This is a genomic window from Streptomyces zhihengii (genome assembly GCF_016919245.1).
Taxonomy (GTDB): domain Bacteria; phylum Actinomycetota; class Actinomycetes; order Streptomycetales; family Streptomycetaceae; genus Streptomyces; species Streptomyces zhihengii.
In genome coordinates this window covers 1,608,304-1,633,666 of the sequence record NZ_JAFEJA010000001.1, presented here as the reverse complement: position 1 = coordinate 1,633,666, position 25,363 = coordinate 1,608,304, and the positions used below count along the sequence as shown (strand labels likewise).

The 25,363-nt window shown below is 76.3% G+C and carries 8 protein-coding genes; all 8 read left to right on the top strand.

The window, feature by feature from the left end:
* The first annotated feature begins 65 nt into the window (after nt 1-65).
* Entirely contained in the window at nt 66-1,325 is a 1,260-nt protein-coding gene (locus tag JE024_RS06845) for a cation:proton antiporter domain-containing protein (RefSeq protein ID WP_205372735.1), read from the top strand.
* A gap of 14 nt (nt 1,326-1,339) precedes the next feature.
* Nucleotides 1,340-4,081 carry an AAA family ATPase gene (locus JE024_RS06840; RefSeq protein ID WP_205372734.1) on the top strand — a complete coding sequence of 914 codons (2,742 nt, stop codon included), beginning with the start codon at nt 1,340-1,342 and terminating at the stop codon, nt 4,079-4,081.
* Nucleotides 4,082-4,121: 40 nt separating this feature from the next.
* Nucleotides 4,122-5,780, top strand: a complete 1,659-nt coding sequence (locus tag JE024_RS06835) for an NAD(P)/FAD-dependent oxidoreductase (protein ID WP_244882641.1) — start codon at nt 4,122-4,124, stop codon at nt 5,778-5,780.
* 71 nt (nt 5,781-5,851) lie between these two features.
* Complete coding sequence (locus JE024_RS06830) at nt 5,852-12,142, top strand: SDR family NAD(P)-dependent oxidoreductase (protein ID WP_443742865.1); 6,291 nt, start codon at nt 5,852-5,854, stop codon at nt 12,140-12,142.
* Nucleotides 12,143-12,213: 71 nt separating this feature from the next.
* Nucleotides 12,214-14,925, top strand: a complete 2,712-nt coding sequence (locus tag JE024_RS40930; RefSeq protein ID WP_244882638.1) for a beta-ketoacyl synthase N-terminal-like domain-containing protein — start codon at nt 12,214-12,216, stop codon at nt 14,923-14,925.
* Nucleotides 14,922-22,115: a type I polyketide synthase gene (locus JE024_RS06820; protein WP_205372732.1), complete on the top strand. Its 7,194-nt coding sequence runs from the start codon at nt 14,922-14,924 to the stop codon at nt 22,113-22,115. Before JE024_RS40930 ends, JE024_RS06820 begins: the two co-directional genes overlap by 4 nt.
* On the top strand, nt 22,112-24,559 hold the full coding sequence (locus tag JE024_RS06815; protein ID WP_205372731.1) for a beta-ketoacyl synthase N-terminal-like domain-containing protein: 2,448 nt from the start codon (nt 22,112-22,114) through the stop codon (nt 24,557-24,559). The genes JE024_RS06820 and JE024_RS06815 overlap by 4 nt, the downstream gene beginning before the upstream one ends.
* Nucleotides 24,556-25,347, top strand: coding sequence for a thioesterase II family protein (locus JE024_RS06810; protein ID WP_205372730.1), 792 nt, complete (start codon nt 24,556-24,558; stop codon nt 25,345-25,347). Before JE024_RS06815 ends, JE024_RS06810 begins: the two co-directional genes overlap by 4 nt.
* Nucleotides 25,348-25,363 lie beyond the last annotated feature (16 nt).

The window sequence follows — 25,363 nt, the reverse complement described above, 5'->3', positions numbered from 1 at the left end:
CCCGGGGCCTTCGGCCCCGGCGACCCCCACACCCCTGAGACAAGGACGGGCAGGATGCCGCCGTCATGAGCAGTCATCAGATCACGTTGCTCTTCATCGACCTCGGGCTGATCCTCTTCCTCGCGAGAGCCCTCGGGCATCTCGCGGCCCGGGTGAACCAGCCGGCCGTGGTGGGCGAGATCGTCGCGGGCATCCTGCTGGGACCGACCCTGTTCAACGGGGCGATATCCGATCTGCTGTTCCCGGCGGACATCCGTCCGCTGCTCACGGGCATGGCGGACGTCGGCGTGGCACTGTTCATGTTCACGGTCGGCATGGAGCTGGACCGTGCCACGCTGCGGGGCAGGAGCCGGGTCACCGGCGGAGCGGCCACCGGCTCCACGGTGATCCCGTTCCTGCTCGGCATCGGGCTCGCCTTCTACCTGATGCGCACCCACGAGGTCACGAACACGGCCGCGTTCGTCGTGTTCATCGGCCTCTCCGTCTCGGTGACCGCCTTCCCGGTGCTCGCCCGGATCCTCACCGAACGGGCGCTCAGCAGGACGACGATCGGCGGCATCGCCCTGGCCACGGCCGCCTCCGTGGACGTCGTCGCCTGGACCGCCCTCGCCGCGGTCCAGGCGTCGGTCGGCAGCGGGGGCGAGCACTGGCGGGTGGCGCTCGCCGTGCCGTACGTCCTCGTCACCCTGTTCGTGGTGCGGCCGCTGCTGCGCCGCGTCTTCGTCAGGAACGGCGAGGCGGTGCCCTTCGCGCCCTGGCACGTCGCCCTGGTCCTCATCGGCGTGCTGCTCTCGGCGGCGGCCACCGAGGCGATGGGCATGCACTTCATCTTCGGCGCCTTCCTCTTCGGCACGATCATGCCGAGGGAGAAGACCCTCCTCGTGCGCAACGAGATCGAGGACCGGATGGGGCAGGTCACCGCCCTGCTGCTGCCCGTCTACTTCGTGGTGGCCGGGCTCAAGGTCGACCTCGGCTCCATGAAGGCGTCCGACTTCGCCGAGCTGGGCCTCATCCTGCTCGTCGCGGTGGTCGGCAAGTTCGGCGGCACCTATGCGGGCGCCCGCACCCAGGGGCTGCCGTCACGGCCGGCGGCGGCGCTCGGCGTCCTGATGAACACCCGAGGGCTCACCGAACTGGTGATCCTCGGCGTCGGACTCCAACTCGGCCTGCTCGACGCCGACCTGTACTCGCTGATGGTCGTCATGGCGGTGGTCACCACGGCCATGACCGGCCCGCTGCTCGCCCGCGTCTACCGCAAACCGGTCGAGGTCCCCGCCCCGGCGGGCAAGGCGGAACCCGAACGCGTGACCTCGTCGGCCGGATAGGAGGAGTGGACCACATGCGGCTGATAGGCCGGGACCGCGAACTGACCGAACTGACCGACCTCCTCCACGCCTGCGCCCGCGGCGACGGCGGCGGCGTCGCGATGATCGGCGGCGCCATGGGATGCGGCAAGACGGAACTCCTGACGGCGGTGAAGGGCGCCGCGCGGGACGGGGGCTTCACCGTCCTGGACGCCGTGGGCTCCTGGCCCGAGCGGCTGTCCCCGGGCAGCGTCCTCCAGCAGCTGCTGCGCTCGGCCGGGGCCCCCGGCCCGGCCGCCGCCCTGCTCGACCGGCTCCGCGGCACCTGCGACGACGTGGCCGCCGGAGCCGGCGACACCCCGCTCACCCTGGACCCCGACACCACCGACGTCCTGCACGGGCTCTGCGCCGAGGTGCTCCGCTCCGCCCAGGACGCGCCCGTGCTGCTGTGCGTCGACGACGTGCAGTTCACCGACTACCTGACCCTGCACTGGCTGTTCCACCTGATCCGGCAACTGCGCGGCGCCCGGGTGGTGCTGGCGCTCACCGAGTGCCCGCTCTCCCGACCGGCGCACCCGCAGCTCCACGCCGAGCTGCTGCGCCAGCCCCGCTACCGCAGCGTCAGCCTCGGCCCGCTCTCGCTGACCGACACCACCGCGCTGCTCGCCCAGCACCGCGGCGCCCCGCCGGACCCGGTCTTCGCGGAACGCTGCCACCGGGTCAGCGGCGGTAACCCGCTGCTGGTCCGGGCCCTGCTGGAGGACTCCCGGCAGGCGTCCGACCCGGGCACCGTCGTCGTCGGCGACACCTACGGCGACACCCTGCTGAGCTGTCTGCACCGGGGCCGTCCCGCACTGCTGCGGCTCGCCCGCGCCCTCGCGGCCCTCGACGGCGACATCCACGCCCCCGCGCTGCTGGCCCGTCTCACCGGCCTGGAGCCGGGCACCGTGGTCCGCGGCACCCGGGAACTGGCCGCCGCCGGCTTCCTCGACGGGATACGCCTGCGCCACCCCGTGGCCGCCCAGGCGGTGCTCGAAGGACTGAGCGCCCCGGAGCGCGCCACGCTCCACCGGCACGCCGCCCTGATGTGCTACGAGGAGGGCGTCGCCGCCACCCGCACCGCCCGGCACCTGCGCAACTGCGACGACGACGGCTCGCTGACCTGGGCCGTACCCGTGCTGCGCGACGCGGCCGAGCGCCATCTCAACGGCAACCGGGTCGCCGAGGCCCACTCGTGCCTGGAAGCCGCCCTGCGCCTCGGCAGCGACGACGGCGAACGGGTCGGCCTGCGGGCCCTGCTGGCCTCGACCGCCTGGATGCTCAACCCGTCCATCAGCACACCCCACCTGGGCGAGCTGGCCATCGCCCTGAGCGACGGCCGGCTGCCCGCCCGGCACACCCTGATGCTCGCCAAGTACCTGCTGTGGCACGGCAGGTTCGACGAGGCGGTGGGCGCGGTCGCCCAGCTCGACGACACCGACGAGCTGAGCGACCCCGGGTACGCGGCCGAGGTGCGCGCCACCTGGAAGCTGCTGTCGGTCACCTACCCCGTCGTGCAGCCCCCGCCGCCGCTCGGCTCCACCGCGGCCGGCGATCCGCGCCTGCTGGGCGTCACCGCGCTGTCGAAGGTGCTGGCGCGGGGGCCCGACGACGCGGCGGTCGCCGACGCCGAGAGCGCCCTGCGCGCCATGCGCCTCGGCAAGCACACCCAGGAGTGGCTGATGTGCGCGGTGGCCGCCCTGTCGTTCGCCGACCGGCCGGAGGCCGCCGCCCGCTGGTGCGACCACTGGCTGGAGGAGGCGCGGGCCCGCAAGGTGCCGCTGTGGGCGGCCGAGTTCGCCTCGCTGCGGGCGGGCATCGCGCTGCGGCAGGGCGACCTGTCGCACGCCCGGATGCTGTCCGAGGCGGCCCTCGCCCAGGTCCCGGCCGACAGCTGGGGCGTGTGCATCGGCGGCCCGCTGGCCAACCTGGTCCAGGCGGCCACCGCCGCCGGGGACTTCGGCGCCGCCGCGGAGTACGTCGCCCAGCCGGTGCCCGAGGGCATGTACTCCAGCCGCTTCGGGCTCTACTACCTCCACGCCAGGGGCTGCTACCACCTGGAGACGGGCCGCCCGTACGCCGCGCTCGACGACTTCAGCCGCTGCGGCGAGCTGATGACCGAGTGGGGCCTGGACCAGCCGACGCTGGTGCCCTGGCGCAGCAGCGCCGCGCGCGCCCACCTGGCCCTGTCCGACCTCCGCTCCGCCCGTGAACTCGCCCACCAGCAGCTCGCGCTCGCGGGCGAGCGCCCCTCCCGGGCGCGCGGCATCTCGCTGCGGGTCTGCGCGGCGGTCGCCGAGGAGGGCCGGCGCGGACGGCTGCTGGAGGAGGCCGTGGAGATCCTCCGCGCCTGCGGCGACCGCTTCCAGCTCGCCGGGGCGCTCGGCGAACTCTCCGACGAGTACGGCGCGTGCGGCCAGGCCGCCCGGGGGCTCGCCGCCCTCAAGGAGTCCGAGCGCCTGCGGCGCGAGTGCGGGGTCGGCAGGCCCGCCCCGGTGGTCCACGGCACGGCGGGGGTCGCCGAGCCGGACGGCGCGGCGTTCGCCCTGCTGAGCTGGGCCGAGCGCCGGGTGGTGGCGCTCGCCGCGCACGGCAGGACCAACCGGGAGATCGCGGGGGCCCTGACCGTCACCGTGAGCACGGTGGAGCAGCACCTCACGAAGGCCTTCCGGAAGCTCGGCATCCGCACGCGGAAGGAACTGCCGAGGACCTACTTCCTGGGAGCGGCAGCGAGATGAGCAGGCACCTTTTCCTACCGACGAGAGACAGGTGAGCGGCGTGCCGCGCAAGGAAACGAAGAAGACACCCGAGAACCAGTACGACGTGGCGATCCTCGGCAGCGGCATGGCCGGCGGCATGCTGGGCGCGGTCCTCGCCCGCAACGGCGTCAAGGTCCTGCTGCTCGACGCGGGCACCCACCCCCGCTTCGCGGTGGGCGAGTCGACGATCCCGTACACGTCCGGCATGACGAGGCTGATCGCCGACCGCTACAAGGTCCCCGAGCTGAAGGCCCTCTCCAGCTTCAAGGGCATCCGCAAGGAGGTCTCCCGCAACTGCGGGCAGAAGCAGAACTTCGGCTTCGTCTACCACCGCGAGGGCCGCTCCCAGAACCCGTCCGAGGTGAACCAGCTCGTCGTGCCCTCGGCCATCAGGACCGAGACCCACCTCTTCCGGCAGGACATCGACGCCTACCTCTTCCACCTGGCCGTGAAGTACGGGGCGGTGCCCCAGCTCGCCACCCGGATCGCGGACATCGAGATCGACCCGGACAGCGGCGCGGTGCTGCGCACCGAGAGCGGCAAGGAGTTCCGGGCGAGCTACGTCGTCGACGGCAGCGGCTTCCGCTCGCCGCTGGCCGAGAAGTTCGACCTGCGGGAGACGCCCACCCGGGCGCGCACCCACTCGCGCAGCATGTTCACGCACATGGTCGGCGTGAAGCCGTACGACCGCTCGCCCAACGGACGGAACCACAAGCAGCCCAACCCCTGGCACCACGGCACCCTGCACCACGTCTTCGACGGCGGCTGGCTGTGGGTCATCCCGTTCGACAACCACGAGGACTCGCTGAACCCGCTGTGCAGCGTGGGTCTCACCTACGACCCGCGGGTCTTCCCCAAGGGCGACGCCACCCCCGAGCAGGAGTTCGACGACTTCCTGAAGCGGTACCCGGAGATCGCCTGGCAGTTCCAGGGCGCCAAGGCGGTCCGGCCGTGGGTGTCCACGGGCCGGCTCCAGTACTCGGCCAAGCAGGTCGTGGGGGAGCGGTTCTGCCTCACCTCCCACGCGGCCGGATTCATCGACGCCCTCTACTCCCGCGGCCTGACCAACACCATGGAGCTGGTCAACGCCCTCGGCTGGCGGCTGATCGCCGCCTCCCGCGACGGCGACTGGTCGCTGGAGCGCTTCTCCTACCTGGAGAACCTCCAGCAGGGGCTGTTCGACTTCCACGACAACCTGGTCTACAGCTCGTTCGTCGGCTTCCGCGACTACGAGCTGTGGAACGCGGTCAACCGCACCTGGATGCTCGGCACGATGCTCGGCAACGTGATGCTGGAGGACGCCTACTACCGGTTCGACACCACCGGCGACGAGAAGGTCTTCCTCGACCTGGAGCAGAGCAAGCACCCCGGCTCCCCGCTCCCGGTCAGTGCCGGATTCAACGAGATGGGAATTCTCGCGCGGGATCTCTGTGAATCCGTGGAAGAGGGGACCATCGCTCCGGGAGACGCGGCGAAGCGTATTCTCAAGCACATCGAGAACGCCGACTTCATTTCGCCCTCGTTCCGCCTCGGCGAGGAGTCGACCCGCTGCTTCGCCATGAGTCCGGCCAAGATGGCGATGAATGCCGTCTGGTCGCGCAGGGAGGCGCCGCCGGAGATCGGGCCGCGCATGATCAACGCCAGCAAGGGCCTGGTCAGGACGCGCTTCCGCGGCTGACCACTGCTGTCGGCACGACCCTTAGGGGCCCCCGGGAACACCCCTGGAATGTCAGGGGTGTTCCCCTGATTATGGGCTGTTATACGTTCGGACGGATTGCTTCGGTATTCGGTTGCGAGACGAGAAGGCGACGGCACATGGACGCGATTGCAGACCGTGACCCGGCGAATCTTACGGCCATTGTCGGAATGGCCGGCAAGTTTCCGGGAGCGCCTGATCTCGACAGTTTCTGGACCCTTCTCATGGACGGCGTGGACGCCATAGGCCCCGTCCCCGCCGAGCGCTGGGACAGCTCGGCGCAGCTCGACCCCGAGAAGGAGATCCAGGCCGTCGGCGGCTTCATCGACGGCGTCGACCGCTTCGACGCCCAGTTCTTCGGCATCTCGCCCCGCGAGGCCGAGGCCATCGACCCGCAGCAGCGGCTGATGCTGGAGGTCGGCTGGCGCGCGATCGAGGACGCCGGCCAGCGGGCCGCCGCCCTCGCCGGCACCCGCACCGGCGTCTACGTCGGCGCCTCCTGGCACGACTACGAACTGCTGCGCAAGGACCGCGACGCCCGCCCCACCCCGCACAGCCTCGTCGGCAACGCCCTCGACGTGATCGCGGCCCGCCTCTCGTACTTCCTGAAGGTCCGCGGCCCCAGCATGACCGTGGAGACCGGCTGCTCCTCCTCGCTGGTCGCCCTCCACCTCGCCTGCCAGGCGCTGCGCGAGGGCGAGATCGACGCGGCCGTCGTCGGCGGCACCAACCTCATCCTCGACCCCCATGTCACCGTGGGGCTCACCCACTTCGGCGGACTCTCCCCGGACGGACGCAGCAAGGCGTTCTCCGCCGCGGCCAACGGCTTCGTCCGCGGCGAAGGGGTCGCCGCCCTCTACGTGAAGACCCTGGCCCGCGCCCTCGCCGACGGCGACCGCATCCACGGCGTCGTCGCCAGCACCGTCGTCAACAACGACGGCGGCGGCGAGAGCCTCGTCACCCCCAGCCCCGCCGGGCAGGAGGACCTGCTGCGCCGCGCCTACAGCGCGGGCGCCGTACCCGCCGGCGGCCCGGACTACGTCGAGGCCCACGGCACCGGCACCGGACGCGGCGACCCGATCGAGGCCACCGCCATCGGCCGCGTCCTCGGCGGCGACCGCGACCGGCCGCTGCTCATCGGCTCGGTCAAGACCAACATCGGCCACCTGGAGGCCAGTGCGGGCCTCGCCGGCCTGATGAAGAACCTCCTCGCGCTGCGCCACCGGATGCTGCCGCCCAGCCTCCACTCCGCCGAGCTCAACCCCGCCATCCCGTTCGACGACATCAACGTCCGCGTGGTGCGCGAGGCGACACCGCTGCCCCCCACCGGGCCGCTGTGCCTCGGCGTCAACTCCTTCGGCTGGGGCGGCACCAACGCCCATGTCGTGCTGCTGAGCCCGCCCGCGGCCGAGCCGTCCGCCGACGGCACCGGGCCCGCCACCGGACTGCCCGCCGTGCTCCCGCTCTCCGCCAAGGACACCGAGGCCCTCGGCCGCCGCGCCGCCGACCTCGCCCCGCTCGTCCCCGAGGACGCGTCCGAGGCGGCGGCCCAGGCCGGAGCCCTCGCCTGGCGCCGCGACCACCACCCCCACCGCGCCGCCCTCGTCGCCACCGACGCCGACGCCCTGCGCACGCAACTGGCCGCGCTCGCCGGGGCACCCGGCGGCGAACCGGAGGCACCCGGACTCGTCACCGGCAGCGCCGTGCCGCACGGCGGCACCGCCTTCGTCTTCCCCGGCCAGGGCTCCCAGTGGACGGGCATGGGCACCCGGCTCTTCCAGGACAGCCCGCTCTTCGCCGAGGTCGTCACCCGCTGCGCCGACGCCCTGCGCCCGCACACCGACTGGAACCTGCTCGACATCTTCGCCGGCCGCGCCGACGACACCTGGACCCGGCGCATCGACATGCTCCAGCCCACCCTGTGGGCCATGTCGCTCGGGCTCGCCGGACTCTGGCGCGCCGCGGGCATCGAACCGGACGTCGTCCTCGGCCACAGCCAGGGCGAGATCACCGCGGCCACCGTCGCCGGGATCCTCTCCTACGAGGACGCCGCCCTGGTCATGGCCCGCCGCAGCGCCATCGCCCGCCGCACCTCCGGGCACGGCCGGATGCTCGCGGTGGACCTCGGCCGGGACGCCGCCCTCGCGGCCCTGGAGGGCTTCGAGGACAGCGTCTCCCTCGCCGTCCACAACGGCCCCAACTCCTGTGTCCTGTCGGGCGAGAAGGAGGCCGTGCTCACCCTCAAGGAACTCCTCGACGCCGAGGGCACCTACTGCCGGCTGGTCAACGTCGACTACGCCTCCCACAGCCCCCAGATGGACCCGCTGCGCGAGGACCTGCTCACCGCCCTCGCCCCCGTCCGGCCGCGCGAGGCCCGCATCCCGCTGCTGTCCACCGTCCGCCGCACCCGGCTGACGGGCCCCGAGATGGACGCCGCCTACTGGGTCGAGAACCTGCGCAGTCCCGTGCAGTTCGCCGACGCCATGCAGGCCGTCCTCGACGACGGCATCACCCATGTCGTCGAGATCAGCCCCCACCCCGTCCTCGCCCCCGCCGTCGAGCAGCTCACCGCCGGGCACGCGGCCCGCACCGCCGTGCTGACCACCATGCGCCGCCACCACGGCGGCACCGACGACGTCGCCACCGCCCTCGGCCGCGCCTACGTCGCCGGTCTGGAGCCCTTCGGCGACCTGCCCCGCCACGCCGCCGCCACCGTGCCCGGCTACCCGCTGCGTCCCGAACGCCACTGGACCGACGCCCGCCCGCGCGGCTCCGGCGCCGCCCGCGGCTTCGACGCACCCCTGCTGCCCGCCCCCGGCGAGGAGGACGCCCGGCACGGCGCGCTGGAACTCTCCCTCGGCAACCCGCCCTGGCTGGAGGACCACCGGGTGCACGGCACGGCCGTGCTCCCCGCGGCCGGGATGCTCGCCGTCGCCGTCAACACCGCCCGCTCGCTGCCCGGTCCGGCCGTGCGGCGGCTGGAGAAGGTCGCCTTCGCCGAGGAGGTCGCCCTCACCGACGACATCACCCGCCTCACCGCCGAATGGCGCGGCGGCACCGACGGCGGCACCTTCCGGCTGCTCTCCCTGCCCGCCGGCGCCGCCGGCTGGCAGGAGAACGCCGTCGCACGCGCCACCGCCCTGCCCGGCCCCCGGCCCGCCCCCGTCTTCCCCGACTGGCACACCGGCGCCGAACCCCGGGACACCGCCGCCTTCTACCGCGACTGGGCGGCGCGCGGCCTGGAGTACGGGCCCGCCTTCCAGGGCGTCACCACCCTCGTCACCGACCCGGACGGCACCCGCGCCCTCGGCGAGGTCGTCCTCGCCGACCGGCTGCGGGCGGGCAACCGCACCCACGCCCTGCACCCCGCCCTGTGGGACGGCGCCCTCCAGGTCTGCCTGTCGCTCTGCGCCGGCCTCGCCCCCGGCGCCGTCGTGGTCCCCACGTCCGTGGAGCGCGTCGAACTCCCCGGCACGTCCGGGGAAGGCACCACCCGGATCTGGTCCCACGCCGTGCGCCGCGCCGAGGGCCTCTTCGACATCGAGATCTTCGACGAGGGACACCGGCCCCTGCTCGTCATGGAGGGGCTGACCCTCACCCCGCTCCCCGGCACGGGCGGCGGCACGGAGACCGACGCCGAACGCCTCCACCGCATCGAGTGGACCGACCTCACCGCCCCGCGCCCCGGGACGGACGGGGCCGGCCACTGGCTCGTCACCGGCACGGCCGCGGACGGGGACACCGCGCACCCCGGCCGGGAGTCCGTCATCGCCCCGCTCGCCGCCGCGCTGGAGGCCGCCGGGGCCCGGGTCACCCGCACCGCCCTGCCCGACGGCGGGGACCTCCCCGGCCACGTCGCCTTCGTCGCCCCCGGCGCGGCGGACGGAGAGGAGGCCCAGCGCCTGGGGCTCACCCGCCTCGCCGCCCTCGCCCGCACCTGCTCCGACCTGCCCGTGCCGCCCCGGCTGACCGTCGTCACCGGCCGCGCCCAGGCCACCGGCGCCGACGACGCGCCCGACCCCGGAGCCGCCCTCTACTGGGGCTTCACCCGGGTGCTGCGCCGCGAACACCCCGAACTGCACGCCCGCGTGGTCGACGTGGACCCGGCCGACGACGCCGCCGACTGGGCCGCCGAACTCGTCGGGGACACCGCGGAGGACCAGGTCGCCCTGCGCGCCGGCCGCCGCCTCGCCGCCCGCCTCACCCGGGGCGCCGCGGACACGGAGCCCGGCGCCCTGCCGGCGCCCCGCTCCGGCCGCCAGCCCTTCCGCGCCGCCGCCCGGCGCCCCGGCGCCCGGGAGGCGGTCGAGTTCCTGCCGCTGGCCCGCCGGGCCCCGGGACCCGGCGAGATCGAGATCGAGGTCCTCGCCGCCGCCCTCGACCACGGCGACGCCCAGCGCGTCTTCGGCCCGGCACCCGGCCCCGCCGGGGCGCTGCCGCTCGGCTCCGGCTGCGCGGGACGGGTCACCGCCACCGGTCCCGACGTCACCGCCTTCGCCCCCGGCGACCGGGTGGCGGCCTGCGCCGCGGGCGCCCTCGCCAGCCATGTCACCGTCCGCGCCGAGCACGCGGTGCCCGTGCCCGAGGCCCTCGGCGACGCCGAGGCCGCCGCCCTCCCGCTGCCCATGGGCGCCGCCTGGTACGCGCTCGCCGACCTCGGGCGCCTGGAACCGGGCGAGACCGTGCTGATCGACCTGCCGCCCCAGGTCGCCGTGCGGGCCGCCGTCGAGCAGGTCGCCCGGGTGATCGGCGCCCGGATCGTCACCACCTCGGCCGCGCCCGGCCAGGACGCCGCCGACCTCGTCGTCGACCCCGCCGACCCGGCCTGGACCGACGCCGTACGGGCCGCCACCGGCGGCCGGGGCGTCGACCTGGTCCTCGCCTCCCCGGCGGGCCGGCCCGGCGACGGCCGGCTGGACGCCGTCGCCGACGGCGGCCGGTACATCACCTTCGGCGGCACCGGCGGACGCGCGCTCGGCGCCGAGGCGTACAGCAGGGGCCTCACCCTGTCCGCCGTCCACCTCCCCGCCCTGCTCGGCCCCCGCTCCCGCCGCTTCGCCGCGGCACTGACCGCCGCCTGGGGCATGCTCGCCGACGGCAAGCTGGAGCCCCTGCCGGTGCGCACCCGGCCCATGGCCGACGCCGTCGCCGCACTGCGCGAGAGCGCGGAGGCCGCCGCGGAAGGCGTCCGCACCGTGCTCACCGGCGCGGCCGGCGTCACCGGGGTGACGGCGCTGCCGCTGACCGGCGGACGCCTCCGCGCGGACGGCAGCTATCTGCTCACCGGCGGACTCGGCGCCCTCGGACTGAGCCTCGCCGAGTACCTGGCGGCGCACGGCGCGGGCGCCCTCGTTCTGCTCGGCAGGTCCGCACCGGGACCGGAGGCCGCCGCCCGCGTCGAGGCCCTGCGGGCCGCCGGCACCCGGGTCGTCACCGAGCGGTGCGACGCGGCCGACGCGGACGCGGTGCGCGCGGTGCTCGCCCGCGTCCGCACGGACCTGCCGCCGCTGCGCGGCGTGGTCCACCTCGCCGGCCTGCTGGAGGACGCCACCGTAAGGAACCTGACGGAAGATCAGGTCGGCCGGGTGCTCGCGCCGAAGACCGCCGGCGCCCGCAACCTCGACGAGGCCACCGCGGACGAACCGCTCGACCTGTTCGTGCTCTTCTCCTCCGCCGCCGCGCTCGTCGGCAACGCGGGACAGGCCGCCTACGCGGCGGCCAACTCCTACCTCGACGCCCTCGCCGAGGCACGCCGCCGTCGCGGCCTGCCCGCCCTCAGCGTCCAGTGGGGACCCTTCACCGGGACCGGCCTCGCCGCGAGCGAGGAGCAGCGCGGCGCACGGCTGGAGGAGCGCGGCATGGGCGGCTTCCCGCCCGGCGAGGCGTGGCCCGCCCTGCTGCGCATGCTGGAGCGGGACGAGCCGGTGACCGGCTACGTGCCCATCGCCCTGCGCCGCTGGTTCGACGCCTACCCCGACACCGCCGCGCTCGGGAGCTGGGAGCGGCTGCACACCGCCGCACGGGACGACGGCGCGTCCGCCGGCGGCGGCGACTTCCTCGCCCGGCTGCTCGGCACACCGGCCGGCGACCGGCCCGCGGTCGCCGAGGAGGAGGTCCGCCGGCTCGCCGGACGGGTGCTGCGCCTGGGCGCCGAAGGCGTCGGCAGCGAGGTGCCGTTCAAGGAACTCGGCCTCGACTCCCTCATGGGCCTGGAACTGCGCAACCGGCTGGAGGCCGCCTTCGGGCTCCGGCTGTCGCCCACCCTCCTGTGGTCCTACGGCACCGCCGCGGCCCTCGCCGCCGCGCTGTGCGAGCGCCTGCCCGACCCGGCGGCCGCCATGTGACCCCTCCCGTGCCCGGCCCCCTGCCCGTCACCCACGACGCCCCGTCGTACGACCGCGAGGAATACCGACACATGGAAGAGACCGCTGCACCCGCCGGAACCGGGCAGACACCGCTCACCCGGGCACTCGCCACGATCCGCACCCTGCGCCGGCGCATCGAGGAGCAGGAGAGCAGCGGGCCCGTCGCCGTCATCGGCGTCGGCCTGCGGCTGCCCGGCGGCATCGACGGCCTCGACGGGTACTGGGACGCGCTGACGGCCGGACGGGACCTGGTCCGCCCCGTCCCCGCGCACCGCAAGGAGCCGTTCGCCGCCGAGTGGGACACCCTGCCCCAGCGCGGCGGCTTCCTCGACGACGTACTCGGCTTCGACGCCGCCTTCTTCGGCATCAGCCCCCGGGAGGCACGCCACCTCGACCCCCAGCAGCGACTGCTGCTGGAGGTCGCCTGGGAGGCCATGGAGAACGCCGGCCTGCCCGCCGGGGACCTGTCCGGCACCCGGACCGGCATGTACCTCGGCATCATGTGGCAGGACTACCGCGACTGGCTCGCCGGACAGCCCGACGCCTACTGGACCACCGGCAACGGGCACAACTTCGCCGCGGGCCGCATCGCCCACGCGCTCGGCCTCAACGGCCCCGCGATGGCCGTGGACACGGCCTGCTCCTCCTCGCTGGTCGCCGTCCACCTCGCGGCGCAGGCCCTGCGGCGCGGCGACTGCGAGGTGGCGTTCGCCGCGGGCACCAACCTCATCCTGTCCCCGCGCTCCATGCGCCTGGTGCAGGAGACCCGCTCCCTGGCGCCCGACGGCCTGTGCAAGGCGTTCGACGCCCGCGCCAACGGCTTCGTCCGCGGCGAGGGCTGCGGAGTCGTCGTCCTCAAGCGCCTGGACCACGCGCTGCGCGACGGCGACCGGGTGCACGGCGTCATCCACGGCACCGCCGTCAACCAGGACGGCCGCTCGGGCGGCTTCACCGCACCCAACGTGCTCTCCCAGGTCGACCTCGTCGAACGCGCCCTCGCGGACGCCGGACTCGGGCCCGCCGACATCGGCTACATCGAGGCGCACGGCACCGGGACCTCGCTCGGCGACCCCATCGAGATGGAGGCGCTGGCCACCGCCCTCGGCCGGGTCAACGGCGGCGCGCCGCTCGCCGTCGGCGCGGCGAAGAGCAACTTCGGGCACCTGGAGGCCACCGCGGGCGTCGCCGGCCTGGTGAAGGCGATGCTCTGCGTACGCCACCGCCAGGCGCCCCCGGTCGTCCACTTCCGCACGCTCAACCCGCGGATCGACCTCTCGGGCACCGCCATCACCGTGCCGGACACCCTGACCGACCTCCCCGACGAGGCCGGGCCCTACGCGGGCGTCAGCTCGTTCGGCATGAGCGGCACCAACGCGCACGTCGTCCTCGGCCCGCCCGGCGACCCCCTGCCTCCCGCCGACGGCGCGCCCGCCGTGACCGGGTTCGACATCTCCGCGAAGACCCCCCAGGCCCTGCGCGCCCTCGCGGCCCGCTACGCGGACCACCTGACCGGCCTCGCCCCCGGCTCCTGGCCCGCCTTCGCCTACTCCGCCGGGGAGGGCCGCACGGCCCACGAGCACCGCGCCCGGATCACCGCCACCGGCCCCGACGAAGCGGCCCGCGCCCTGCGCGCCGTGGCGTCCGGCGACGCCGCCCCGCCCCCGGCCGAAGCGGAGCCCTTCGCCGCCCTGCCCCGCGACGTGATCGACCTCCCGTCCTACCCGTGGGAACGCCTCCGCTTCGCCCCGGAGAACCTTCCGGGTGGCGGGGAGCCGGGCACCGCCGCCGCCGCGACGGGTACCGCCGCCGGCGCGGTGGGCGGCAACCCGGACGCGGCGGCGTCCGGGTCCGGCGGGGCGGGCCTGCCCGGCGGGGCGGGCAACGCGGCAGCCGCGTCCGCCGGTTCGGGCGGCGTCGCGGCCGGAACCGCCGCCGGGGCCCATGCCGCCCCCGCTGCGGCAGGCCTTGCCGCCGGGCCGGGCAACGCGGTGGGCGCGTCCGCCGGTTCGGCGGATTCCCCGGCAGGGAGCGCGCCGGGCTTCCCGGTCGCGACCGGCGGCCCTGCGGGTCGCGGCGGCACCGCCGGCGTGTCCGGCGGCTCGGCCGCCGGGTCGGGCAACGCGGCAGCCGCGTCCGCCGCGTCCGCCGGTTCGGTGGGCTCCCCGGCAGGGAACGTGCCGGGCTCGCCGGTCGCGACCGGCGGCCCTGCGGGTCGCGGCGGCACCGCCGCCGGTGCGGGCGGCGTCGCGGCCGGAACCGCTGCCGCGTCCGGCGGCTCGGCCGCCGCGCCCGGCAACGCGGCGCCCACGCCTGCCGGTTCGGCCCCCGTCCCCGCCGGTGCCGAGGCGCCCGCCGCCGACCCCGGCGGCCTGCCGGGGGCGCATGTCACCCGGTGGGTGCCCGTGGCGGATGCCGTGCCCGGTGCCGGGGGCAGCGCCCCCGAGGCCCCCGAGGCGGGCGAGGTCGCGCTCGTTCTCGCGGGGGACGACTCCGGACTCCTCGCGGAGCTGGTCCGCGAGGCGGCCGCCCGGGGGGTGCGGGGGACCCTGCTCACTCCCGTACCCCCGGGGCCGGCGGAGGGGTGGGAGGTCGGCGGGCTGCCCGGGGACGCCGACGGCTGGCGGCGGTTCTGGGCGGAGCGGGACGGCGAGGCGCCCACCGCGCTCGTCCTGGCGCTGCGCGGCGCGCCGCTGCCCGCGGACCCGGCGGAGCCGGCGCCGACCGCGCCGTCGCGGACGGCGCGGCGCTCGCCGCCGCCGTGACCGCGGCCGCCGTCGGCGCGGGCGACCGCTGCCGGGCGCACGCCGTCACCCGCGCGGCCGTGCGCACCGCGGACGGCGACCACGCGGCGGCCACCGCGCACGGCCTGCTGCACGGGCTCGCCCCGGTGCTCGGGCTCGAACTCGGGGCCGCCTGGGGCGGCGTCGTCGATCTGCCCGCCGAGCCCGGACCGGGCGACACCGGCGCGCTGCTCGGCTTCGTCCTGGCGCAGACGGCGACCGCCGGGGCCGAGGACGTGGCCGCCGTGCGCGACGGACGGATCCTGGTCCCGCGGCTGGCCGAGGCCGCGGGGGAGCCCGCGGAACTCACCGTCCGGGCCGACGCCACCTACCTCGTCACCGGCGGCCTCGGCGCCGTCGGCCGGGAGCTCGTCGGCGAGCTGGTCCGCCGCGGAGCGCGCAACCTGCTGCTCGTGGGCCGCCGCGCCGAGGACGAACTCGGCGCCGAGGCGGCCGGGTTCCTCGCCGCGCTGCGCCGCGACACCGACCGCGCCGTCTACCGCGGCGGCGGCTGCGACACCCCCGCCGCCGTGGACGCCGCCCGCGAGGCCCTGGACGGCATGCCGCCCGTGCGCGGTGTGCTGCACGCGGCGGGCACCGTCTCCTACGCGCCCGCCGCCCGCACCGGCGCCGGGGAGTTCGCGGACGCGCTCGGCGGCAAGGCCGCGGGCGCCTGGTGGCTCCATCTGGCCGCCCGGGACTGGCCGCTGGACTTCTTCGTGCTGGTCTCCTCGGTCTCCTCGGTGTGGGGCACCCAGGACTGCGCCGCCTACTCGGCCGCCAACGGCGCCCTCGACCTGCTGGCCGCGCACCGGGTCTCCCTCGGGCTGCCCGCGGTGAGCATCGCCTACGGCCCCTGGGCGCTCGGCGGCGAGGGCATGGCCGACGCCGGACTGCGCGACCGCGCCGCCCGGATGGGCATCGGCACCCTCGACGCGGCCCGCGGCCGCGCGGCCCTGACGGGCCGTGCCCCGGGCGCGGACGGCCGCATCGTGGCCTGCCCGCTGGACGTCGCCCGCCTGCGCCAGGTGATGACGGGGCTCCGCCCGCGCGGACTGTTCGCCCCCGAGGCGCCCCAGGACGGCGCCGGGCGGGACGGCACCGGCGCGGCAGGCGGCCGGTTCGCCGCGCTGACCCCGGCCGAGCGCCCGGCCGCCGCCCGCACGCTGGTCCGCGAACTGCTCGCCGACCAGCTCGGCCACGCCGACGCCTCCGCCGTCCGCGACGAGGTCGGCTTCTTCGACCTCGGCCTGGACTCGATCATGGCCGTCGACCTGACCGCCCGGCTCTCCGCGGAGTTCGGCACCGACGTGCAGGTGCCGGACGTCTTCGACCACCCCACGGTCACCCGCCTCGCCGCCTTCCTGCTCGCCGCACCGGCCGCCGCACCCGCCGCTGCATCTCCCGCGCCCGCCCGCCCGGCCGGACCGCCCCCCGCGCCCGGCCGCACCCCCGCGGCCCCGGTCCCCACGGCGCCCCCCGGCACCCCGGAGCCGATCGCGATCGTCGGCATGGCCGGCCGCTTCCCCGGCGCCCGCAGCGCCGAGGAGCTGTGGGAGCTGCTGATCGACGGCCGGGACGGCGTCACCCGGGTGCCCGCCGGCCGCTGGGACCCCGACGCCCTCACCCCCGGCACGGTCACCACCGACCAGGGCGGATTCCTCGACGACATCGACCGCTTCGACGCCGGGTTCTTCTCCGTCCCGGCCCGCGAGGCCGAGAACCTCGACCCGCAGCAGCGCATCCTCCTCGAATCGGCCTGGCACGCCCTGGAGGACGGCGGCATCGACCCGCGGTCGCTGCGCGACTCGCGCACCGGGGTGTTCGTCGGCGTCAGCTACGGCGACTACGCCCGGCTGCTCGCCGCCGACGGCCCCGACGAGGTCGACGCCTACTACAGCACCGGCACCGCGCTCAACGCCGCGGCCGGCCGGATCGCCTACACCCTGGGGCTGAACGGTCCCGCCGTCGCCGTGGACACCGCCTGCTCCTCGTCACTGGTCGCCCTGCACCTCGCGGTCGGCTCGCTGCGCTCCGGCGAGAGCGACGCCGTGCTCGCCGGCGGCGTCAACGTCATGCTCGATCCCGCCTCCTGGGCCGCCGTCAGCCAGGCGCACATGCTCTCGCCCGACGGCCGGTGCCGTACCTTCTCGGCCGACGCCAACGGCTTCGTCCGCTCCGAGGGCTGCGGTGTCGTGGTCCTCAAGCGGCTCGCGGACGCCCGCCGCGACGGCGACCGGGTGCTCGCCGTCATCCGGGGCAGCGCCGTCAACCAGGACGGGGCCTCCTCCGGGCTGACCGTCCCCAGCGGGCGGGCGCAGGAGAGCATGCTCCGCGCCGCGCTGGAGCAGGCCGGCGTCGACGGCGCCGACGTCTCCTACCTGGAGGCGCACGGCACGGGCACCGCCCTCGGCGACCCGGTCGAGGTGGCCGCCGCCTGGCGGGTCCTCGGCCCCGGGCGCCGCCCCGGCCGCCCGCTGCACCTGGGCTCGGTCAAGAGCAACATCGGCCACTGCGAGTCCGCCGCCGGCATGGCCGCGCTCTTCAAGACGGTGCTCGCGCTGCGCCACGACGTGATCCCCGCCAACCTCCACTTCGGCGACCCCAATCCGCACGTCGACTGGGACGGCATGAACGTGCGGGTCGTCGACACCGCCACCGCCTGGCGCCGCGGCGACGGGCCCCGCCTCGCCGGGGTGTCCGGCTTCGGCTTCACCGGCACCAACGCGCACCTGGTCGTCGCCGACGCCCCCGACGAGGCGCCCGCCCCGCCGCCCGTGCCCGAGGACCCCGCCGCCCGCCCGGCCACCCGGCTGATCCCGCTCTCCGCCCCCGACCCGGACGGCCTGGACCGCCTGGGCGCCGCCTGGGCGGTACGCCTCGGCGACGCCGCCGACGGGGAACTGGACGCGCTCGCCGCGCAGGCCGGGGCGGGCCGCGCCCACTTCCCGTACCGGCGCGCCCTGCTGGGCACCACCGCCGGACAGCTCGCCGAGCAGCTCAGCACCCCGGCCGGCCCCGCCGCCGCCGGCGCCCCGCGCATCGCCTTCCTGTTCTCCGGGCAGGGCAGCCAGTACTTCGGCATGGGGCGCGAACTGTACGAGAGCGAACCGGTGTTCCGGGAGACGTTCGACGCCTGCGACCGGGTCCTCGCGCCCGCCCTCGGCGCCTCGCTCACCGACCTGCTGTACTACGGCGACGACCGGGACGCGGTCAACGAGACCCGGGTGACCCAGCCCGCCCTGGTGACCCTGGAACTGTCCCTCGCCGCGCTGTGGGAGTCCCGCGGCGTGCGGCCCGCCGTCGTGATGGGCCACAGCGTCGGCGAGATCTCCGCCGCCGTCACGGCCGGAGTGATGGACCTGCCCACCGGACTGGAGCTGATCGCCCACCGGGCCCGGCTCATGCAGGGCACCGAGCGCGGCGCGATGCTCGCCGTCGTCGCCGACGAGGAGCGGGCCGCCGAGTGGGCGGCCGGGACGGGACTGGACGTCGCGGCCGTCAACGGACCGGCCTCGGTGGTGCTGTCCGGCTCCGTGGACGCCGTCGACGCGCTCGCCGCCCGGCTGAAGGACGAGGGCGTACGGGCCCGCAGGCTCGGGGTGTCGCACGCCTTCCACTCCCGGCTGCTCGACCCCGCCCTCGCCGCCTTCGACGAGGTCCTCGCGCCGCTGGCGTTCCACGCCCCCGCGCTGCCCGTGATCTCCAACGTGACCGGCCGGCTCGCCGGCCCCGGCGAGTACGACGCCGCCTACTGGCGCCGCCACGCCCGCCTGCCGGTGCGGTTCCACGACGGGGCGCGCGCCCTCGCCGGGCTGGGGATCGACATCTGCCTGGAGATCGGCCCCGACCGCACCCTGGTCAACCTGGTCGCCGGGGCGGAACTCGACCCCGCGCCCGTGACCGTCCCGTCGCTGCGCCGGGGCACCGGCGACGGCGCGGCGCTGCTGGCGGCGACCCGGGCGCTGTACCTGGGCGGCCAGGACGTCGACTGGTCGCGCACCTCCCCGCGGCGGCCGGCCACCGGCACGCCCGCACCGCGCTACCCGTTCGCCCGCACCCGGCACTGGACCGACGCCGGCGGCGGCCCGGCACCCGCCGCACGGCGGCCCGCCGGGCAGGCGCCCGCCTGGGGCAGCCCGCTGCGCTCGCCCGCCTTCGGCGGCCGGGTGTGGACCACCGCGCGCAGCACCGAGTACCCGGCCCACCTCACCGACCACCGGCTGTTCGGCGTCGTGTCGGTGCCCGGCGCCTCCCAGACCGCGACGGTGCTGTCCGCGCTCGGCGCCGGCGGGGCGCCGGTCGTGCTGGAGGACCTCCACTTCCCGCGCGCCCTGGTGCTGCGGGACGGCGAGCACTACGACCTCCAGATCGTGGAGGAGGCCCAGGAGGGCCGCGCACGCGCCGTCGGCGTCCACAGCCTGCTCGACCCGGAGCGGGGGCGCTGGCAGCAGCACCTGGCCGCTCGGATCGGCGAACCGTCCGGCCCGGCGGCGGACGAGGCCCGCCGCGCGGCGCCGCCGGACCCGGCGGCCTTCGCCGCCGCGGCCGACCGGCATCTGACGGGCGACGCCTTCTACGCCCATCTGCGGGCCCTCGGCTACCACCTCGGGCCGTCCTTCCGCTGGATCGGGGAGGCGTGGATCCGCGGCCAGGAGGCGCTCATCCGCTTCACCGAGCCGGCGGAGATGAACGAGTCCCCCGACGGCTGGGAGATCCACCCGGGCCTGCTCGACTCCTGCCTCCAGAGCGCGGTGGCGTTCGCCGTCACCGGCGACGAGGTGTCCGAGGACGACGGCCTGGCGATCCCGTTCGCCGTGGCCCGCCTCTCGTTCCCGCGCCGGCCCGTCCCGGGGCAGGAACTGTGGGGCCACGTGCGGGCGGTGGTCGAGGAGGGCGCCGACGACGGACTGCTCCAGGTCAAGGCGGCCGATCTGCACATGTTCGACGGCAGCGGCGCCACCGTCCTCGCGGTGGACGACTTCCGCTTCCGCCGCGCGCCCCGCGCCGTCCTGGAACGCTCCCTGCGCGAGGGCGCCCCGCACACCTACGACCTGAAGTGGACGCCCCAGCACGCCCCCGCGGGCGACGACATCGTGTCGCGGCCGCTGCGGATCGCCCTCCTCGGGTCCACGACCCCGGCCGGCCGGGCCCTGGCCACGGCCCTCGCCGCCCAGGGCCACCAGGTCGACACCCCGGCCGCCCCCGGCGCCGTCCCGGACACCGATCCCGCCGCTGCCGTCGCCCCCGGCACGGGCGACGACCTTGGCACGGGCCCCGCCCCCCGCACGGGAGACGGCTCCCGCACCGCCTCCGGCACGGGCGACGGCTCCCGCCCCGCCCCCCGCACGGGAGACGGCTCCCGCCCCGCCACGGGCACGGGCTCCGCCTCCGGCACGGATCACCGCCCCGGCACGGGCGACGGCTCCCGCCCCGCCCCCGGCACGGGCCCCGCCTCCGGCACGGCCGGCGGCGCCGACACCCCCCGGGCCGCCGAGCTCGTGATCGACGCGCGGTTCACGGCGGAGACGGGCGGAGAGCGGACCGGTGGGCCCGGAGCCGCACGCGCGGCGGCCGTCGAACTCGCCACCGCGCTGCGGGCGTCCGAGCGGACGGTGCCGTACGCGGTGCTCGCCGCCGCGGACACCGCCGCCGCCCCCGTCCGCGAGACCCTCTGGGGCATGCTCGCCTCGCTGGAGGCCGAGCAGACCGACCGGCCGCTGCTGCGGGTCGCGCTCGGCGCCGGCTGGGAGGCCGCCCCGCTGGCCGCCACCGTGACCCGTGCGGTCACGGCCGGGCTCCCCGACCCGTGGCTGCGCGTCGGCGGCGACGGTGTCGCGGTCGCCCGGCTCGTCCCGCACGACGCCGACACCGCGCGGGGCCACGGCGGATCCCGCCCGTCCGGGCGCGGCGGCGCCGCGCTGATCACCGGCGGCCTCGGCGCCCTCGGACTCAGCAGCGCCGCCTTCCTCGCCCGGGCCGGCGCCACCGCGCTCACCCTGATGGGCCGGTCCGCCCCGGACGCCACCGCCCGCACCGTCATCGACGAACTCACCGCGGCCGGCGTGCGGGTGACGGTCGTCGCCGGGGACGTCACCGACCCCGAGGCGTGCCGCGCGGCCGTCGCGGCGGCCGGTGAGCACGCCCCGCTGCGCACGGTACTGCACCTCGCCGGCGCGGGCGACGACCGGTCCTTCGACCGGCTCGACGAGGACGCCTTCACCACCGTCTTCGCCGCCAAGGCGGAGGGTGCCGCCCACCTGGCCGCGGCGCTGGAGGGGCAGGATCTGGACGCCCTGGTGCTCTACTCGTCCGCCTCCGCCGTCCTCGGCTCCGCCGGACAGGCCAACTACGCCGCCGCCAACGGCTATCTGGACGGACTCGCGGCGCTGCTGCGCTCCCGCGGCACACCCGCCACCAGCGTCGCCTGGGGTCCCTGGGCCCCCAAGGCCCGGGGCGGCATGGCGGCGTCGGCGGCCACCGGGCGGGCCATGGAGCGGCGCGGCCTGCGGCCCCTCACCGACGAGGAGGCGGAGGAGACGCTCGCCACCGTCCTGGCCGGCGGCACCGGCAGCCGGCTCGTCGCGGTGGCCATGGACCGCGACGCGTACGCGCAGCGGCTCGCGGGGCACCCCGGCGGCGCCCTGGTGCGCCAGCTCGTCTCGGGCCCGGCACGGACCGCCGCCGCTCGGCCGGGCCGGGGCCGGCTGGCACGGGAGCTGGCCGGACTCGACGCGGAGGAGCGCGGCGAACTCCTGCACCGGGAGATCCGCGCCCTGGCGGGCGAGGTGCTCGGCGACCCCGGTGCCGTGGCCGACGACACCGGATTCACCGAGACCGGCCTGGACTCGATCATGGTGATCGATCTGCGCACCCGGCTGGCGGACGCGCTCGGCACCGATCTGCCGGCGACCGTGGCCCTGGACCACCCCACCGTCTCCCGGCTGGCGGCCTACGTCACGGGCCTGCTGTTCCCGGCGGAGGCCGGCGCGGCGCCGGACCCGGCCGGCGACCGCACCGCCACCGAGCGGCCCGCGGCCCCCGCGACGCCCCCGGACCCCGCGCCCGCCGCGCGGGACACCGCACCCGGGCCGGACCCGTCGGACCCGGCGGAACTGTCGTTCGACGAACTCGTCCAAGCCGTACAGGCAGATGTGGGGACAGAGATATGAGCGCCCGAAGCATGGAACCCGCGCAGATCCGGCAGCTGATGGAGGAGCAGCTCAAGCACTCCCGGCGGCTCCAGGCCCGCGTCCAGGAGCTGGAGGGCCGCCGGCACGCACCCCTCGCCGTGGTCGGCATGAGCCTGCGGCTGCCGGGCGGGCTCGACACCCCCGACGCCTACTGGGACTGGCTGCGAGCCGAGGGCACCGCCGACTCGGAGATCCCGGACGAACGCCCCGGGCTGCGGGCCGTCTACGACCCGGTGCCCGGCAGGCCCGGCCGCTCCTACGTCGGGCGGGCCGGCTTCCTCTCCGACATCTCCCACTTCGACGCCGACTTCTTCGGCATCTCGCAGCGCGAGGCGAAGCTGCTCGACCCGCAGCAGCGGATGCTCCTGGAGACCGCCTGGGAGGCGCTGGAGCGCGCGGGCATCGCCGTCCGGCGCTCCGACCGTCTCGACGTCGGTGTGTTCCTCGGCATGATGGCCTCCGAGTACGGCGAACGCCTCGAGGACCGCGCCGACATGACGCGGATCGACCCGTACTACACCACCGGCGGCGGGCTCTGCTTCGGCGCGGGCCGCATCAGCCATGTGATGGGCTTCCGCGGCCCGGTGCTGAGCGTGGACACCGCCTGCTCCTCCTCGCTGTCGGCGCTGCACCTCGCCACCCGCGCGCTGCGCGGCGAGGAGTGCCGCTACGCGCTGGTCTGCGGGTCCAACCTGCTGCTGTCGGCGAGCCTGATGGTCTCGCTCTGCCAGACCCGTGCCGTCTCGCCGGACGGGCGGTCGAAGTCGTTCCTCGCCAGCGCCGACGGCTACGGCCGGGGCGAGGGCGTCGGCGTCCTGGTCCTGATGCGCCAGGAGGACGCCGAGGCGGAGGGGCGCGAGGTGCTCGCCGTCGTCCGCGGCTCCGCGGTCAACCACGACGGCGCCGCCTCCGGCCTCACCGCCCCCAACGGGCCCGCGCAGCAAGAGGTGTTCCGGGCCGCCCTGGCCGACGCCCGGGTCGGCGCGGGCGAGCTGGGCTACGTCGAGGCGCACGGCACCGGCACCGCCCTCGGCGACCCGATCGAGGTCGGCGCCCTGGACGCCGTCGTCGGAGACGCCGTGCGCGAACGGGGCGCGCCGCTGCCCATCGGCAGCGTCAAGGCCCGCCTCGGGCACCTGGAGGCGGCGTCCGGCATCGCCGCCGTCATCAAGACCGTCCTGATGCTCCGGCACCGCGAGATCCCCGCCGCGCTCCCCGACGACGGCTCGGCGCTCAACCCCCACATCCCGTGGGACCGGCTCTCCGTCACGGTGCCGCGCCGCAACCGGCCCTGGCCCGCCGGGCCCCGGGTGGCCGGCGTCAACTCCTTCGGCATGAGCGGCACCAACGCCCATGTCGTCCTCCAGGGCTACGACGCCCCGGACCCGGACCCGACCCCCGCCGCCGGCGGCGCGCGGACGGAGCTGCTGACGCTCTCCGCGAAGGACCCGGCGGCCCTCGCGGAACTCGCCGTCTCCGTGCGGGCCTGTCTCAAGCAGACCGAACCGGCGCGGCTCTCGTCCGTCTGCCACACGCTGCGTGCCGGCCGCGCCCCCTTCGCCCACCGCGTCGCCGTCACCGGTGCCACCGCCGGTGAACTCGCCGAGGCCCTCGGCGCCGCGCTCGACGCGCGGACCCCCGCCGACGACGCCCGGACCCCCGCCGCGCCCCGGACGGCCGTGCTGCGGATCTCCGGGGACGAGGAGCGGCTCACCGCGGCCCTCGCCGCCCTCGCCGCGGCGTATCCCGCGGCGGCCGGCGGCGCCGAGGAGGAGGGCACCCCGGCCGCCCGGCTGGCCGGTCTGCTCGGCGTCCTCGGCCTGCGGGTCCGCCCGCGGCTCGACCCGGAGCTCGGCGAGGCGGCCGTGCTGGAGTGGGAGGCGGGCGGCGCCACCCGCACGGCGCCGCTCGTCGGCGACGACCCCGAGGGCGCGCCCGCGCTGCTGTCCGCCGCGCTCGGCACCCTTTTCACCGCGGGGGCCGACCTCCGCCTGGACGCGCTGCGGGCACCGCGGGCCCGGTTCACCGGCGACCTGCCGACCTACCCGTTCCAGCGCAGGCGGTTCTGGATCGAGGAGCCGCTCACCGGGGCGGGCGGCGAGAGCGCCGCCGCGGCCCCGGAGCACAAGCGCGGCGCGCCCGACCCGCAGGACCGCGCGGCCGTGCGCGCCTATCTGCTCGCCGAGCTGACCGAGGCGCTGCACGCGTCCGAGGAGCCCGACACCACCCTGTCGTTCCTCGACTCCGGCGGCGACTCGTTCCTGTCGGTGCTGTTCATCACGAAGGTCGAGGAGAACTACCGGCTGCGGCTGACGGCCGAGGAACTGCCACTGGACCTGCCCCTCGGGGAGCTGTTCGCGAAGCTCGCCGACGACATCGCGGCGACGGCCGCGGCCGAGGGCGCGCCGGAGCGGGACGCATGAGCAACTTCGTGCGCCCGCGCCGGCTCGACGCGCCCGCCGTCCGCCTGGTGGCCTTCCACCACGCGGGCGGCTCCGCCGCGTCCTGGTTCCCGCTGACCCGCCATCTGCCCGTTGACTGGGACGTGCTCCTGCTCGACCTCCCGGGACGCGGCAAGCGCCACACCGAACCGGCGCTGGAGTCGATGGACGAGATCGTGGCGACCGCCACCGAGGACGTCCTGCCCTGGGCCCAGGGGGCGCCGCTGGTGCTCTTCGGGCACAGCCTCGGCGCGATCGTCGCGCACGAGACCGCCCGGGCGCTGGAGCAGCGGGGCGTCCGTCCCCGCTGGGTCGGGGTCTCGGGGCGCGGGGCGCCCGGCCACGAGGTGCTGACCCGGCTGCCCGACCCCGGCAGCGAGGACGCCGAACTGCTGGCGCGGTTGCGGGAGATGGGCGGCATGCCGCAGCAACTGGACGCGGTGCCCGACTTCCGCGACCGCTTCCTGCGGCTGGTCCGCAGCGATCTGCGGGCGGTGGCCGGCTACCGGCCCGACGCCCACCGCACCCCGATGGCCGCCCCGGTGACCGTCTTCGCCGCGACGCACGACTCCTGGGCGCCGATGGTGGCGATGTCGCCCTGGGCGCGGCAGACCCGGTCCCGTTTCACCGAACGCGTCTATCCCGGCGGCCACTTCCACTTCCTCGGCGACGCGTTCGGTGCCTTCGCCGGGGACCTGGCCGCGGAGGTCAGGGCCGCGCTGCCGCCCGGCGCCCACGCCTCGCCCGATCTCGTCCGCTCGTCCACGTGACACCCAGCAGGAGGCC

Coding starts and splice junctions, on each gene's coding strand:
- JE024_RS06845 (WP_205372735.1), top strand. CDS start 66: ATGAGCAGTCATCAGATCACGTTGCTCTTCATCGACCTCGGGCTGATC.
- JE024_RS06840 (WP_205372734.1), top strand. CDS start 1,340: ATGCGGCTGATAGGCCGGGACCGCGAACTGACCGAACTGACCGACCTC.
- JE024_RS06830 (WP_443742865.1), top strand. CDS start 5,852: ATGGGCTGTTATACGTTCGGACGGATTGCTTCGGTATTCGGTTGCGAG.
- JE024_RS40930 (WP_244882638.1), top strand. CDS start 12,214: ATGGAAGAGACCGCTGCACCCGCCGGAACCGGGCAGACACCGCTCACC.
- JE024_RS06815 (WP_205372731.1), top strand. CDS start 22,112: ATGAGCGCCCGAAGCATGGAACCCGCGCAGATCCGGCAGCTGATGGAG.
- JE024_RS06810 (WP_205372730.1), top strand. CDS start 24,556: ATGAGCAACTTCGTGCGCCCGCGCCGGCTCGACGCGCCCGCCGTCCGC.